Source organism: Chryseobacterium taeanense, from assembly GCF_900099685.1.
GTDB lineage: Bacteria > Bacteroidota > Bacteroidia > Flavobacteriales > Weeksellaceae > Chryseobacterium > Chryseobacterium taeanense.
The window spans coordinates 303,192-318,785 of record NZ_FNDW01000003.1 but is presented as its reverse complement, the minus strand read 5'-3'; the positions used below and the strand labels follow the sequence as shown (position 1 = coordinate 318,785).

Annotated in this window: 14 protein-coding genes and 1 riboswitch; of the genes, 13 read left to right on the top strand and 1 reads right to left on the bottom strand. The window is 38.1% G+C overall.

What is annotated here, in order from left to right:
* Window positions 1-62: 62 nt before the first annotated feature.
* Window positions 63-2,438: a heavy metal translocating P-type ATPase gene (locus BLR30_RS06935; protein ID WP_175443616.1), complete on the bottom strand. Its 2,376-nt coding sequence runs from the start codon at window positions 2,436-2,438 to the stop codon at window positions 63-65.
* An 89-nt stretch (window positions 2,439-2,527) separates the two neighbouring features.
* Between BLR30_RS06935 and BLR30_RS06930 the strand changes: the two genes are divergently transcribed.
* The 13 genes from BLR30_RS06930 (at window position 2,528) to BLR30_RS06870 (ending at window position 15,521) form a co-directional block, all read left to right on the top strand.
* Window positions 2,528-3,241: a Crp/Fnr family transcriptional regulator gene (locus tag BLR30_RS06930; protein WP_089856448.1), complete on the top strand. Its 714-nt coding sequence runs from the start codon at window positions 2,528-2,530 to the stop codon at window positions 3,239-3,241.
* 62 nt (window positions 3,242-3,303) lie between these two features.
* Window positions 3,304-4,119, top strand: a complete 816-nt coding sequence (gene panB / locus BLR30_RS06925) for a 3-methyl-2-oxobutanoate hydroxymethyltransferase (protein WP_089856446.1) — start codon at window positions 3,304-3,306, stop codon at window positions 4,117-4,119.
* Between the two features lie 15 nt (window positions 4,120-4,134).
* A complete protein-coding gene (locus BLR30_RS06920) occupies window positions 4,135-4,458 on the top strand; it encodes a hypothetical protein (RefSeq protein WP_089856444.1) in 324 nt (107 codons plus the stop codon).
* Window positions 4,459-5,139 (top strand): RluA family pseudouridine synthase, encoded by a 681-nt coding sequence (locus BLR30_RS06915; protein ID WP_089856442.1) that lies wholly within the window; start codon window positions 4,459-4,461, stop codon window positions 5,137-5,139. It begins immediately after the preceding gene.
* 432 nt (window positions 5,140-5,571) lie between these two features.
* Window positions 5,572-5,673: riboswitch (TPP riboswitch) on the top strand.
* Between the two features lie 58 nt (window positions 5,674-5,731).
* Window positions 5,732-5,938 carry a sulfur carrier protein ThiS gene (thiS, locus tag BLR30_RS06910; protein ID WP_089856440.1) on the top strand — a complete coding sequence of 69 codons (207 nt, stop codon included), beginning with the start codon at window positions 5,732-5,734 and terminating at the stop codon, window positions 5,936-5,938.
* 22 nt (window positions 5,939-5,960) lie between these two features.
* Window positions 5,961-7,772: a phosphomethylpyrimidine synthase ThiC gene (gene thiC / locus BLR30_RS06905; protein WP_089856439.1), complete on the top strand. Its 1,812-nt coding sequence runs from the start codon at window positions 5,961-5,963 to the stop codon at window positions 7,770-7,772.
* Complete coding sequence (locus tag BLR30_RS06900) at window positions 7,769-8,353, top strand: thiamine phosphate synthase (protein ID WP_089856437.1); 585 nt, start codon at window positions 7,769-7,771, stop codon at window positions 8,351-8,353. Before thiC ends, BLR30_RS06900 begins: the two co-directional genes overlap by 4 nt.
* Window positions 8,329-9,072: a hydroxymethylpyrimidine/phosphomethylpyrimidine kinase gene (locus BLR30_RS06895; RefSeq protein ID WP_089856436.1), complete on the top strand. Its 744-nt coding sequence runs from the start codon at window positions 8,329-8,331 to the stop codon at window positions 9,070-9,072. The genes BLR30_RS06900 and BLR30_RS06895 overlap by 25 nt, the downstream gene beginning before the upstream one ends.
* A 105-nt stretch (window positions 9,073-9,177) precedes the next feature.
* A complete protein-coding gene (locus BLR30_RS06890) occupies window positions 9,178-9,792 on the top strand; it encodes a thiamine phosphate synthase (RefSeq protein ID WP_089856434.1) in 615 nt (204 codons plus the stop codon).
* Window positions 9,789-10,565: a thiazole synthase gene (locus BLR30_RS06885; protein WP_089856432.1), complete on the top strand. Its 777-nt coding sequence runs from the start codon at window positions 9,789-9,791 to the stop codon at window positions 10,563-10,565. The genes BLR30_RS06890 and BLR30_RS06885 overlap by 4 nt, the downstream gene beginning before the upstream one ends.
* Before the next feature lie 237 nt (window positions 10,566-10,802).
* The gene (thiH, locus tag BLR30_RS06880; RefSeq protein WP_089856431.1) at window positions 10,803-11,915 is read left to right on the top strand and encodes a 2-iminoacetate synthase ThiH; all 1,113 of its coding nucleotides are present in this window, start codon (window positions 10,803-10,805) and stop codon (window positions 11,913-11,915) included.
* Between the two features lie 344 nt (window positions 11,916-12,259).
* Entirely contained in the window at window positions 12,260-12,970 is a 711-nt protein-coding gene (locus tag BLR30_RS06875) for a HesA/MoeB/ThiF family protein (RefSeq protein WP_089856429.1), read from the top strand.
* A 652-nt stretch (window positions 12,971-13,622) separates the two neighbouring features.
* Window positions 13,623-15,521 carry a hypothetical protein gene (locus BLR30_RS06870; RefSeq protein WP_089856426.1) on the top strand — a complete coding sequence of 633 codons (1,899 nt, stop codon included), beginning with the start codon at window positions 13,623-13,625 and terminating at the stop codon, window positions 15,519-15,521.
* Window positions 15,522-15,594 lie beyond the last annotated feature (73 nt).

Sequence of the window (15,594 nt, the reverse complement as noted above, 5' to 3'; positions counted from 1 at the left end):
TAATGACATTCGTCACGAAATACGGCACTCAGCTAATTTAAAATCAGTCTAAATAAGGGCGGTTACGAGTGGTTTTTGAAATATTTTCTTCCCAGGATCCAGGTCGAAAGTGTTGTGAATGAAACGACCGTGATGGAACTCGCCGGCATAATTAAAGCTGCAAAAAGTGGATGCATATGTCCTGTGACTGCATAACTTAAACCAACAACATTGTAAAGAAAACTTATTATAAATGTCATTTTGACAATTGTCATAGAGCCTTTGCAGACATTCAGGTATTTATCAAGAAGAACCACTTTTTCTCCATTCATGATGACATCGGAAGAAGGTGTAAAGCTGTTGGTGTCATCGGCAATTGCTATTCCCACATTGCTTTGCTTCAAAGCTCCTGCATCATTTAATCCGTCTCCCAGCATGGCAACTTTAAGGTTTTGATCCTGAAGGTTTTTGATGTAATTAAGCTTATCTTCAGGGTTTTGGTTAAAAGCCATTCCCTTGTATGTGGGAATTAGTTCTTTGAGTTGATTTTCTTCTGAAGAATTGTCACCACTTAAAATAAAAACATTGTATCCTGTCAGTTTTTTAAATAAATTTTTAAGATTTTCTCGATATTCATTTTTAAAAATAAACTTTCCTAAAAATTCGTTGTTTTTACTGATATAAACCGCCGTTTCAAGGTTTTTGGATTCCTGATTATTGTATCTTGCGGAGCCGATCTTGTAGATGTTACCTCTCACGCTTGCCTCATAGCCTTTTCCGGAAATTTCCTGAAATTTTTCAACAGGATAGTAATCGTCATTTACGTCAATAAAATCATAGAGCGATTTTGAAAGTGGATGATTAGAATTCTTTAATAGAGTTTTAATATTCAATAAATCAAATTCTTTAATCTCAACGCCTTCGTGTTTTATATTTGATTTTTTTCTATGAGTGATCGTTCCTGTCTTATCAAAAACAATGGTATCCAGCTTGGCGATTTTTTCTATCGTTAAAGTATCTTTTACATAAAATTTGTTCCGTCCTAAAATCCTCATAATGTGACCAAAGGTAAAAGGAGCAGACAGCGCAAGCGCACATGGACAAGCAATAATTAATATTGCAGAAATAACCTGAAACATTTTATCTAAATCAATAAAATACCAGTAGATTCCAGATGCTAAAGCAATACCTAAAATAATGAATGTGAAATATTTGCTGACGTTATTCGTTAAGGTGTCTAGTCCGGTCTCGTGTTTTTTAAATGCCTCCTTATTCCAAAGCTGTGTTAAATAACTTTGGTCGACATTTTTAATGACTTCCAGTTCAAGAGAAGATCCTATTTGTTTTCCTCCTGCAAAAATTTTATCTCCCGGTTGCTTGCTGATCGTTGCGCTTTCACCGGTAATAAAACTGTTGTCTATATTTCCTTCGCCGTTAATCAAAATGGCATCAACAGGAATGATTTCCTGATTTCTTACTAAAATACGGTCTCCGATTTTAATTTCCGAAAGGAGAATATTGTCCTGTTTTCCTTCAAAATCAACCTTCGTAACGGCAATAGGATAGAAAGATTTGTAATCCCTGTCGTATGAAAGTGCATTATAAGTTCTTTTCTGAAAAATTTTACCTAAAAGCATGAAAAACAGTAATCCACATAAAGTATCAAAATACCCCGGTCCGTAATCGGTAGCAACCTCGTAAAGACTGCGGCCGAAAAGAACGATGATCCCCAACACAATAGGAACATCAATATTTACAATTTTATTTTTCAGTCCATACCAGGCCGATTTATAATAATCAGATGCCGAATATACCACTACAGGAATGGCAAGCAGGCACATTAAAGCTCTGAAAAGACCTTTGTAATGTTCCATCCAATAATCTTCGCCACCGATATATTCCGGGAAAGAAAGAAACATTCCGTTTCCAAAGGCAAAAGCAGCAATAGCAAATTTTACCAATAAGGATTTATCTAAATGTTCAACATTTTTATCGGCTGTTTCAAGATTGATTACGGGTTTGTATCCCAGATTTGTAAGGAAATTGGCTAATTCGCTTAATTTTAAATCATTATGATTAAATGAGATCTGTAAAGTTTTTCTTGTAAAGTTTACCTGAGAATAATTAATATGGTTATTCAGAGTATGAAGGCTCTCTAATAACCAAATGCATGAAGAGCAGTGGATTACAGGGATTTTAAAAGTTACCAGGCTGGTGTTTCCCTCGGAAAAGTCAGTTACTTTCTCAAAAATTTCGGGAGTATCAAGATAATCGAATTGCGATGAGCTTTCATCAGGGCGGATTCCCGCCTTTTTATTAAGTTCGTAAAAGTTACTTAAATTATTGGTGTTCAGTATTTCATAGACCGATTTGCAACCGTTGCAACAGAAAATTTTTTCATCAAATAAAATTCTTTCTTTTTCGATCCCCTGACCACAATGAAAACAGTTCTCGCTCACCTTCATAAATTATTGAACTACAAAATTATAACAATTTTTTTTGTTTATCGAGTTAAAAAGTTCTATTTTTGTGATAAATGTCATATAAAATGTCGCAGGAACAACAGATTGCAATCGAAGATAGGTTCGCCAGAGTTTTTAATGATAAATCATTTAAAGAACGACTTTCCAGTGCTGATTTTGAGAAATATATCAATGCTAAAAAGAAACTAAGTTTTCAGAAGCATGATACGATTTTTGAAGATGGCGAAAGTCCAAAAGGAGTATTTGTACTGGAAAAAGGGGCGGCTAAACTTTCAAAGTCCGGAGCATTTGGGAAAGACCAGATTCTAAGATTCATCAAAGAAGGTGATATCATCGGTTATCGTTCTCTGCTTTGCGGGGAAAATTTCCAGGCAAAAGCGGAAGCCATGACAGATATCGAGGCTACTTTTCTGCCGGCAGATATATTTATGTATCTTCTGGAGGTAGATCCACAGCTTTCTTTTGTTATGCTTCAGAAAATTTCTTACGAACTGGGCGAATCTTCCAATACCATTACTTTCCTTGCGCAAAAAACCGTAAGAGAAAGACTTGCAGAAATCTTGCTGCTTCTGGAACAGAAATTAGGTGTTGATCCGGAAGGTTTCATCAAAATCTCTTTAACGAGGGAAGAGATTGCCAACATTATCGGAACGGCTACGGAAAGCGCCATCCGTCTCATTTCCGAATTCAAAGGAGACAATCTCATTGAAGTAGACGGAAGAAATATCAAAATTCTCAACCACGACAAATTAATGAAACTCGGTCACGTCGTTTTATAAAATCATACAAAATTCAAGTCGGCCCAGCGCCGACTTTTTAACGTTTAAAAAATAGATACATTATGTCTGTTCATTCTGAAATTAAAAAAGTTACCACTGAAACCTTGCGCAAAATGAAATTTGACAAGGAAAAAATAACGATGCTTACGGCATACGATTTTACCACTGCTAAAATGGTGGATGCAGGAGGAATTGATGCGGTTTTGATTGGTGATTCTGCGGCTAATGTAATGGCTGGTTTTGAAACAACGTTGCCGATTACTTTAGACCAGATGATCTACCATTCTCAAAGTGTTGTCAGAGGAACCGACAGAGCTTTAGTGGTTGCTGATTTACCTTTCGGAACCTACCAGAGTAATCCGGAAAAAGCCCTGGAATCGGCGGTTAGAATGATGAAAGAAGGAGGTGCTCATGCCGTGAAAATTGAAGGTGGAAAGGAAATTTCAAAATCGATAAAAAAAATCATCAATGCCGGAATTCCTGTGATGGGACATTTAGGTTTAACGCCTCAGTCGATTTACAAATTCGGAACGTATAAAGTACGAGCAAAAGAAGAAGCAGAAGCCGAAAAATTAATTGCTGATGCACAACTCTTAGAAGAATTAGGTTGTTTTGCAGTTGTTTTAGAGAAAATTCCTGCAGATTTAGCCAAAAAAGTGACGGAAGCAATTTCAATTCCAACCATCGGAATCGGAGCCGGAGCACATTGTGACGGACAGGTTCTGGTATATCACGATATGGTAGGAATGAACAAAGGTTTCAGTCCTAAATTTTTAAGAAGATATCTTGATCTTTATACCGAAATAACAGGAGCCGTGGCACAATATGTAAAAGATGTAAAAAGTCAGGATTTTCCAAACGAAACCGAAAGCTATTAATTTTTATATTCAATAATGAAAAACCAACAATCTATTCAGGGAATTTTATCCGTCGTTGCATTGCTTTGTCTTGCTGCGGGGTGGTTCAATTTCTTTTCAGAAGATATAAATCTGTTACTTTCAAGGAAAGTATTTTATGTACTGATCGGGATCAGTTTTTTCCTGCAGGCTCCTTTTTTAAATAATAAAAATTTCGTGTACGCCATGTATGGTGCTGCTGCATTATGTATTGTGGGCGCATTGTTTCCTATAGAGTGGAAAATTTCAGGAATAAAAACAATTGGCCTCTTAGCGGGAATTATCCTTTCATTTACAAACAGACCCACTTACCGTCAGTAGATCATGGAGGAACAGATTGTTTATGAAGACAACCATCTTTTAGTGATTAATAAGAAAGTCGGACAGCTCGTTCAGGGTGATAAAACCGGCGATGAATCATTATTGGATTCAATTAAAAACTTCATAAAAAAGCGAGATAATAAACCGGGAAATGTTTTTCTTGGCTTGGTTCACCGTATCGACAGGCCTACTTCGGGTTTGGTGATTTATGCTAAAACTTCCAAAGCGCTGTCCCGTTTGACGCAGATGGTAAAAAACCGTGAGATCGCGAAAACATATTGGGCCGTTGTGGCAAAAGAAATGATTCCTGAAACCCAAAGGCTTATTCATTATTTAAAGAAAAACGAAAAGAACAATAAAGCTATTGTTTTCCCGAAAGCGATGGAAGGTGCCAAAGAAGCCATTCTCACGTATCATGTGATTAAAACTTTAGACAATTATCTGTTGCTGGAAATTGATCTTGAAACCGGGAGACATCACCAGATCAGAGCGCAGTTATCTAAAATAGGAGTTCCGATTAAAGGTGATTTGAAATACGGATCTCCCCGTTCAAATCCTGATGGAGGAATTAATCTTCATGCCAGAAAACTGGAATTTATTCATCCGGTTACCAAAGAAAATATTGAAATTACGGCTCCGGTTCCACAGAATGACGCGATCTGGAAGGCTTGTGGAGAATAATATTAATAATAGAAGAAAAATTAGAAGTTAGAAGATGGAAGCTGGAGGTTATTCGGTTTCCATTTTTTATTTTTGTAGGAGCTTTTTCCCGCTTTCCATTACAATTCCTCATTACGCGGCTTCACTTCGTTTCGCCGCTCCATTGCGGGATTTTCATTGCAATCGGGGCTAGGGTGTGAGTCGGTTATTTTGCTATTGACAAAATATCCAGAGGGATTATCATAATGTAAGAATCTTCATAAACCCAAAATCTGCAAATCAGCGAGATATTTTTTTTACGCAAGTTTTAATTTAAATATAATATATTAAAGAAAGTAAATGATAATCGACGAGTTGATTTAATGAAGCTGTGTTTTCAAACTCCCATCCTCCATCATCCTGCTTCCATCTTTCTCAAAAATTTTGTCCATTCCAAAAAAAGCTTTACCTTCGTTTCAACTTTAGGGGTGTCTGTTGACAAAAACAGGCTGAGATTTTACCCTTTGAACCTGATTTCTAGATCATACTAGCGTAGGGAAAAGTGAAATGACTTTGCGGTACATTCTATTGTACCATCATAGGCATTCCTAAAGTAAATGTAAAAATTTTAGGAATGGAACTCACAATCAACCATACATTAAGAACATTCGATATACTTCCTGAAACATTGGAAGCATTATTGGCTATGGAAATTTCTCAAAAGAGAAAAGGTATTGCCGTAGCGCTCAATAATCGTATTATTCCGCAGGCGTTCTGGGCGGAAACATTTCTCAACAACAAAGATTCAATTTTAATCATCACTGCCACTCAGGGCGGTTAATTCCACATAAAAACAAAATTGTATGGCTCATCACATCACCCGTTCGCCGTTTCCGAACTCAAAGAAAATCTACGTTGAAGGTAAAATTCATCCCATCCATGTAGCAATGCGCGAAATAACACTCAGTCCGACAAAATTATCCAACGGATTTTTAGAGCATAATCCACCGGTTACCGTTTACGATACTTCAGGACCTTACACTGACGAAAATTCTGAAATTAATATTGAAAAAGGGCTTCCGAGAATTAGGGAACAGTGGATCTTAGATAGAAATGATGTAGAAATTCTTGACGGAATCACATCAGAATACGGGAAAGCTCGTCTTTCCGATTCAAAGCTTGATGATTTGCGTTTTTCTTACAATCACAAACCAAAAGTTGCCAGAGAAGGAAAAGAAGTAACTCAGCTGTACTACGCAAAGCAGGGCATCATCACTCCCGAAATGGAATACATTGCCATTCGGGAAAACCAAAGGATTGAGCAGCTGGATTCCGTTTCCAAAGAAATGGCTTTTCAACATGAAGGCAACAGCTTTGGGGCAAGAACCCCGAAAAGTAAAATCACTCCCGAATTCGTAAGAGATGAAATTGCAGCAGGAAGAGCCATTATTCCCAACAATATCAACCATCCTGAAAGCGAGCCGATGATTATCGGTCGGAATTTTTTAGTTAAAATCAATGCCAATATCGGAAACAGTGCCGTTTCATCAAGCATAGAAGAAGAAGTGGAAAAAGCAGTCTGGGCTTGTCGTTGGGGAGCAGACACAATCATGGATTTATCCACCGGGAAAAATATTCACGAAACAAGAGAGTGGATCATCAGAAACAGTCCGGTTCCGATTGGGACGGTTCCGATATACCAAGCATTGGAAAAAGTAAACGGAGTTGCTGAAGATTTAACATGGGAAATTTTTAGAGATACCTTGATTGAACAAGCGGAGCAGGGCGTGTCTTACTTCACGATTCACGCCGGCGTTTTGTTGAGATATATTCATTTAACGGCAAAAAGAGTGACGGGAATTGTTTCCAGGGGAGGTTCCATTATGGCTAAATGGTGTCTTTTTCATCACAAGGAAAACTTTTTATATACTCACTTCGAAGAAATCTGTGAGATCATGAAAAAATATGATGTGGCTTTTTCTCTCGGTGACGGCCTTCGTCCGGGTTCCATTGCTGATGCCAATGATGAAGCACAATTTGCGGAGCTTGAAACATTGGGAGAATTAACGAAAATCGCCTGGAAGCACAACGTTCAGGTCATGATTGAAGGACCAGGGCACGTTCCGATGCATATGATTAAAGAAAATATGGATAAGCAATTGGAAGTATGCCAAGAAGCACCTTTTTACACATTAGGACCATTAACGACTGATATTGCACCGGGTTACGATCACATCACTTCGGGAATCGGAGCGGCAATGATTGGATGGTTTGGTTGCGCGATGTTGTGTTATGTGACACCAAAAGAACATTTGGGGCTTCCAAATAAAGAAGATGTAAAAGTTGGAGTGATTACTTATAAGCTAGCTGCCCATGCTGCAGATTTGGCAAAAGGTCATCCCGGAGCGCAGTACAGAGATAATGCATTGAGCAAGGCAAGGTTTGAATTCCGTTGGGAAGATCAATTCAATCTTTCATTAGATCCGGAAACGGCAAGATCTTACCATGATGAAACGCTTCCTGCTGACGGAGCGAAGATTGCGCATTTCTGTTCGATGTGCGGACCGAAATTCTGTTCGATGAAAATCACCCAGGAAATCCGTGAATCTGCGGAAAAAGGTATGTTCGACAAGTCCCAGGAATTCATTGAAAAAGGAAAGGAAATTTACATATGATTATTGTAATCACTCCGGAAGAACATATTCAGAATGAAACTGAATTGATTAATGAATTATTTCATGAAAGGCTGGATCTTCTTCATATCAGAAAAACGTTTATCAGTCAGGAAGAAATGGAAGTCTTTATCCAAAAGATAGACATGAATTTTCACTCTCGATTGGTTCTGCACAGTCATTACGATATAGCAAGAGAGTTTAATATTTCAAGATTTCATTTCAGAGAAATAGATAGGCAAAATGGATTGTTTAAACCTTTTAAAAATAAACTCATTTCAACTTCGGTTCATGACATCGAAACTTTTAATGAATTACATGAAGAATGGGATTATGCCTTTATCAGTCCCGTTTTTCCAAGTATTTCTAAAAAAGGATATGGAAAAGATTCGACGATTTTGAATGATATGAAAAAAAGAAGCAATTCAGCAGTAAAACTGATTGCGTTAGGAGGAATTAATGAAAATAATATTCATGAAGTATTCAACAGTGGAGCTGACGGCGTAGCTTTATTAGGTGCGATTTGGAAAAGTAATCAACCGTTAAAAGTTTTCAGAAAATGCAGACAGAACGTCCTTTCGTGATGAGTATCGCAGGCTACGACCCCAGTAGCGGAGCAGGCTTACTGGCAGATATTAAAACATTGGAACAGCTGAAAGTTCAGGGATTGGGAATTTGTACGGCAATGACGGTTCAGACAGAATCACAATTTTTCAGTATAGAATGGCAGCCTTTGGAAACAATTCTTTCATCAATTGATATTTTGATGAAGAACTATCCGATAAAAGCAATAAAAATAGGCGTAGTAAAAGATGCGGAATTTTTAATTGAAATTATTAAAACCATAAAGTTAAATAATTCTGAAGCCATCATAGTCTGGGATCCGGTGTTAAAAAGCACGTCCGAGTTCTCTTTTTTTGATCTGAATACCATTCCACAGCTGAAAAATGTATTGTCACAAATTGATTTACTCACACCAAATTACAATGAATACAGGATTTTACAAGAAAATCGTCTTTTGGATAATGCAGAAAATTCATGCTCTGTGTTAATAAAAGGAGGGCATCGCGAAGATAAACCCGGAACAGATACTTTATGGAAAAATGGAATAGAAATTTTAATTGAACCTAACGATAAAAATCAAGTTTTCTACCCAAAACACGGTTCCGGTTGCGTGCTTTCATCCGCCATCACAAGTCATTTAGCAAAAGGCGAAAATCTGGATACTGCCTGCCGAAAAGGGAAATCATATATAGAGAAATTTTTAACAAGCAACCCGACTTTATTGGGATTTCATTCTTAAATGAATCAATTTCTATCATTTGCTGAATGAAGTGCCTTTGCGAACGAAGAATATATAAACACTTTTTACAATTAACCTTGCGCGCCCTTAGCGTTAAAATAGAAAATGGAAAAATTACAATACATCTCTCAGGGCTTCACGATAGAAGATCAGGAGCTCAATATCCGGAAAGCCCTTGATAACGGCATACAATGGATACAGGTTCGCTGGAAAAATGCTCCGGAAAACGAATTCATTAAGCTTTGTGAAACTTCAAAAAAACTTTGCTCAAAATATCAGGCCGTTTGTATCATCAACGATCACGTTCATATCGCAAAAGAAATTGATGCACACGGAGTGCATATCGGGTTACAGGATATGCCGGTAGAAGCTGCAAGATTTATTTTAGGTGAGGATAAGCTCATTGGTGGAACGGCTAATACATTTCAGGATGTACTTCAGAGAATGGCAGAATCCTGCGATTATATTGGACTGGGACCCTTACGGTTTACACAGACTAAAGAAAAGTTGAGCCCTGTTTTAGGTTTAGGAGGCTATCAGAATATCATAGAGGAATTAAAAGAAAAATCATTTGAAATCCCTAAAATATTCGCCATTGGAGGCGTTGTTCTGAACGATATAGAACTATTACAGCAGATCGGAATTTATGGGGTGGCGGTTTCAGGACAAATTACGGGTAAGCCTACCATTATCAGTCAATTTAAAACAGCATTACAATGAAAAATCAACTATTAACAATAGCAGACAGAACCTTCGAATCAAGATTATTCTTAGGAACAGGAAAATTTGGAAACCTTTCAGAAATGACGGATTCCATCATTGCTTCAGGAAGCGAGTTGGTAACGATGGCATTGAAACGTATCGATGCGCATTCTTCAGAAGATGATATTTTAAATGCTTTAAAACCAACAAAAGCTCACCTTTTGCCCAATACATCCGGTGCGAGAACTGCAAAAGAAGCGGTACTGGCAGCGCAGCTGGCAAGGGAAGCATTGGAAACCAACTGGGTTAAGCTGGAAATTCATCCCGATCCGAAATATTTGCTGCCCGATCCAATTGAAACTTTATATGCTACAGAAGAATTAGCCAGATTAGGATTTGTGGTGATGCCTTACATTCATGCCGATCCTGTGCTGTGCAAACGTCTGGAAGATGCAGGAACAGCAGTGGTAATGCCATTGGGAGCACCAATCGGAACTAATAAAGGACTGAAGACCTTGGATTTTTTGGAAATCATCATCAGCCAGACGAATGTTCCTGTGGTGGTAGATGCCGGAATAGGAGCGCCTTCCGATGCAGCAAAAGCAATGGAAATGGGAGCAGACGCGGTTTTGGTAAATACCGCCATTGCCGTAGCCAGAAATCCGGTGAATATGGCATTAGCGTTTAAAGAAGGAGTTATTGCCGGCCGAAGAGCATTTGAAGCCGGATTGGGAGCGATTTCTCAGCACGCAGAAGCATCAAGCCCGCTGACTTCTTTTTTGTTTGATTAATCTGAACTTCAACAAGATTGGCGAGCCCTGAAGGGGCGACCTAAAAAAGGATAGGATGCAATCCTATCAATATAATGATAGAATATAGAATATAAAGATTCCATAGAACAACACGCAGAATCCTAAAGTCTGTTGACTTCAAAATTCGCGAGTCCCGAAGGGACGATCTAAAAGAAGATGGGATGCAATATTATCTAAAGAAAAGCATTACACATAATTTGAATTAAATTAAATCAGATGAAGAGTTTTAACGACCTTTTTGAACAATATCAATGGGATGAAATAAAAACGAGACTAGAAACCATAACCTTGTCCGATGTTGAAAGAAGCCTTCAGAAAGACAATAAAACAATAGAAGACTTCCTGAATTTTATTTCACCTGTTGGCGCTCAGAAATTGGAAGTCATGGCGAAAATGGCGCAGCAGCTCACCTGGAAGCGATTTGGAAAAACAATCCAGCTGTATGCTCCGTTGTATCTCAGCAACGAATGCCAGAATATCTGTACCTATTGCGGTTTCAGTTTAGACAACGCTATTAAAAGGAAAACACTTTCCGATACAGAACTCATGATTGAAGCTTCGGTGTTAAAATCAATGGACGTAAATCATGTTCTGCTGGTCAGCGGAGAAGCCAATAAAAAGGTTGGAATAGAATATTTTCTGAATGCCATTCGTTTGTTAAAACCACACTTTGCCCATATTTCTATTGAAGTCCAGCCTTTGTCTGAGGAAGAATACCGGCAGCTGCATGAAGTAGGTGTGAATGCTGTTTTGGTTTATCAGGAAACCTATCATCAGGAAGTGTACAGAGAATATCACACAAAAGGCAAGAAGTCTAATTTCAGTTTTCGTCTGGAAACACCCGACAGAATTGGGAAAGCCGGAATTCATAAGATAGGGCTCGGGGTTTTACTTGGATTGGAAGACTGGCGGGTGGATAGCTTTTTCAATGCTCTTCATATCGATTACCTTCAAAAGCAGTACTGGAAAAGCAGGTTTTCAGTTTCATTTCCCAGGCTGCGGCCCGCTGAAGGAATTATAGAACCCAATTTCATTATGGAAGACAGAGATTTACTTCAGTTAATCTGCGCTTACAGAATCTGGAACGAAGATCTTGAAATTTCTATTTCGACAAGAGAAAACGAAAAGTTCAGGAATCATATTATTTCATTAGGCGCAACAACAATGAGCGCAGCTTCCAAAACCAATCCCGGCGGATATGCGGTAGATAAAGAATCTCTGGAACAGTTTGAAACCAGCGATGAAAGAAGCATGGATGAAATTAAAAGCATCATCAGAAAAGCCGGATATGATCCCGTCATGAAAGATTGGGATGCTATTTATAGTTAAATTAAATAATTTCAACCATTAAGATTTTATTTGAAGACTTAATCATTTAAGTGAGCAAAAATCTAAAAGTTAATTTGATTAAGCTGTGTTTTCAAGCTTTGCGGAGCAAATTTTTATTTGCCTTTACTTTCTAAGAGTAATATGTAAAGTTGAATTAAACTTTGCGTTTCTTTAGTTTGTAATTAAACGAAACAGGTTAAATTAATACACATGATAAAAGAATATCCATTGTTATCATTTGCTGAGTGTTAACGCCTTCGCGACCGATAAATATACACAATCATTTAAGTTAAAACCTTGTGCCCCTTGCGTTAAACCCAACCCAAACTAATCAATGTAATCAAATGAAAAAAGAAGACATCTTCGCACGCTACAGCCGGCAGATATTTATTGAAGAAATAGGCTTGGAAGGCCAAAAGAAAATAATGAATTCCAAAGTTCTGGTGGTGGGAGCCGGAGGTTTGGGAAGCCCTGTTATCCAGTATTTGGCCGCCGCCGGAGTGGGTACTTTAGGTATTGTGGATTTTGATGAGGTAGAGCTTCATAATCTTAACCGCCAGATCATACATAATGAAAATTCGGTAGGAGAATCAAAAGTAAAGAGTGCAGAAAAGTTTGTTAAAAGACTAAACCATCAGGTAAAGATTATCGGGATAGACAAGAAACTAGATCATTCCAACGCTGTGAAAATTATTTCAGAATATGATATCATCGTTGATGCTTCTGATAACTTTGCTACGCGGTACCTGGTGAATGATAGCTGTGTCAACTTGCAAAAGCCACTTGTGTACGGAAGCATTTTGGGTTTTGAGGGGCAAATTGCTGTTTTCAATGTTAATGGCAGTAAAAATTTAAGAGATATCTTTCCCGAACCACCTTCAGAAGACTATATTCCTGATTGTGACAGTCTCGGCGTATTAGGACCGTTACCCGGAATGGTAGGAAGCATGATGGCTGACCTGGTGTTGAAAATAATCACGGGATTGCCCCTTCCCCTCAATAAAATGATATTAATTGATACGTTGAAATGGCAGTTTCATACCATTGATTTCTAATTTCAGTATTAAATTATCAGTAAAAGCAATCATTTAGACATTTTATTATTAAAGAGTATTTTTGGAAATAATGATAATTTGTTTATATTTGTTTCGGAAAAGGGCTTTAAAACAGGCTTTTTCTTTACAACACAATAAACATTTATGATGAAAACATTATGGCTTTCCGCTTTCGTGTGTCCCTCCGCAAGACTGCTATTGTTGCAGTTATTTTTCATAGCAATATCAATATATTTTCAGAATTTCTTTCCTTCCGGCTATATTTTTTTCTTTCCCAATGATTCTTTTGTATCAGAAGATTCATCAGCAAGCTTTTAATTTAGTTATAAAGTCAGATGTTGAAAAATATGAAAACAGCGGATGCTTTTTTCTGGAAAGTCTTTTTGTTTAAAAATCTTCTTTACATAATATATCCTTCGTTTAGATTAAAGTTTACTATAGATCATTGCGGTCGTCCTCCGCCAGTCCTATAGACTTTAAAACTATTCTTAATTTTCATTATGCTATGACGTTACCTTTTTAAAACCTAACGTAATAAGAATAGTAAGAAATCGAATACACTAATTTAATGAAGATAACAAGCTTAAACTAGTTTTTTAGGTTTAAGGTTACTCTTCAGGATTTAATCATAAACGTTATTTAAATACAAACAATGAAAAAATTTATTACAATTGCTGTTTCATTATGCAATTTATCTCTTTTTAGCCAAGTTGGGATTAATACAACCACGCCCAAGGCTACTCTTGACGTAACCGCTAAGACCACCGACGGTAGCAGGCCTGAAGGGTTTATTGCGCCTCGTCTTACTGGAGATCAAATCAAGGCAGCAGATGCGCAATACGAAATTGCACAGACGGGAACTATTGCATATGCTACATCGGCAGCTACGATTCCGAGGACAATCAAAACAGCGGGTATTACAGCACCCGGTTACTATTATTTTGACGGCGCTGTATGGAAGAGCCTAAGTATGGGAAGTGTTACAGCTTCAGTAGTGTCGGATTGTAATACAAATGGGTTTACAGGAAGCTATGCTAATGGAACAGCTATGGCATCGTCAAATAAGTTTTCTGTAACTGTTACAAACAACTCATTCACTACGGCAACGATTGCATTTCAGACCTCTGATTTGGCATTGAGTGGCGTTTCAGGCATTACTGTGGCTTCTGTAAGTCCACCAACCGTCTCTTTGATTTCAGGGCAGTCGCAGCTGGTTGAATATACGCTTAGCGGTACACCAACCTCTTCAGGGACTTTAATGGGAACCTGGGCAAAATTATCGTTAAACTGTGCAAAAACAGTTGCAGTAATTGAGCCGCCTATTACCTCACTGGATTGCGCAGGGGCAACTAAAAATGGGATTTTAATAGGGGGTATCCCGGCAAACGGTGTATCTGCAGTAATCAGCTATGGAGGAGGTGATGGCTCCGGGTATAATGATCAGACAATTTCATCCACGGGAGTTACCGGATTAACTGCTACCTTAGTGGGCGGTAACTTTACTCCAGGCGGTTCTTTAACCTATAATATTACAGGAACTCCATCCGGAGGAGGAACAGCAGCTTTCCCTATTAGTATAGGAGGAAAGAGCTGTACTCTTAACTTCACGGTAAATAACACTCCTGTTGTTACCTGTGGCAACACGACACAATCTCCTGCAGGCACCTTGATAAATAATACTGCTTATACCGGTTCTTACACAATGTCTTATACCGGTGCTACGGTGGGCGTAAGCTATCCTGCACAAACATTTACCGTAAATGGTTTGACATTAGAAAGGAGTGCTGGTACATTCACCTCTACAAGTGGTACGATCACCTATACGCTTAGTGGTACCTATACAGGTGCGAGTAACCAGATTGTTACTTTTAATCCGTCATTGGTTGCAGGCTCCACGTGTACTGTTGTATATGGTGATGCTATACGAGGTGCGCTTGAAGCAGCAGCAGCAGCAGAAGGAACAGCATGTACAAGCTGTGCTGCTTATGATACAGCATCGGTAAACGATTGGGTAAAGGTTACTGCAGCCGAATATGCTGCGGTTTACAATACTGCCAATATTCCCGGAGCTACTTTAGTTGGTCAGGCGAATGCGCAAATGAATACATCATCATTAATTAATCAGGGAAGTAATTACACTTTTGCGAGCAATGACAATGATGCTCCGGTACCAGCAAATAGTTATATGATCGGTTTTTCTGTGGTTATATATCAGAACCAAGATGGCTATAATAATAACGTAAAAGTATCAGCTTCAAGAACAACAGGTTTTACCCAAATGGGGAATAAATTCAGAATAAAAGGCGGTGGCAGAATGTATTTCGTTTGTAAACGACCGACTACAACAACACCTAACACTTCGGGAAATGGTTATTTGGGTTCCTATCTGTCCGTTGGAGTAAAGAGTACTCTGGTGGGGTCTAATACTTATTATTTTAACTATCATTCTGGCGGGGATGAGAGCTCAGTTCCTTTCAGACAGAATAGCTATGGAGGTAATTATGGGGTTATACTTCAGCAGGGTATAGCAACAACTACAAAATCTTGGTAATATGCTTTTAATGAAAAATAGTCTCTTATATCTAAAAGTTCAATATGTCAGTATATTGGCAATTTAAGTTTTA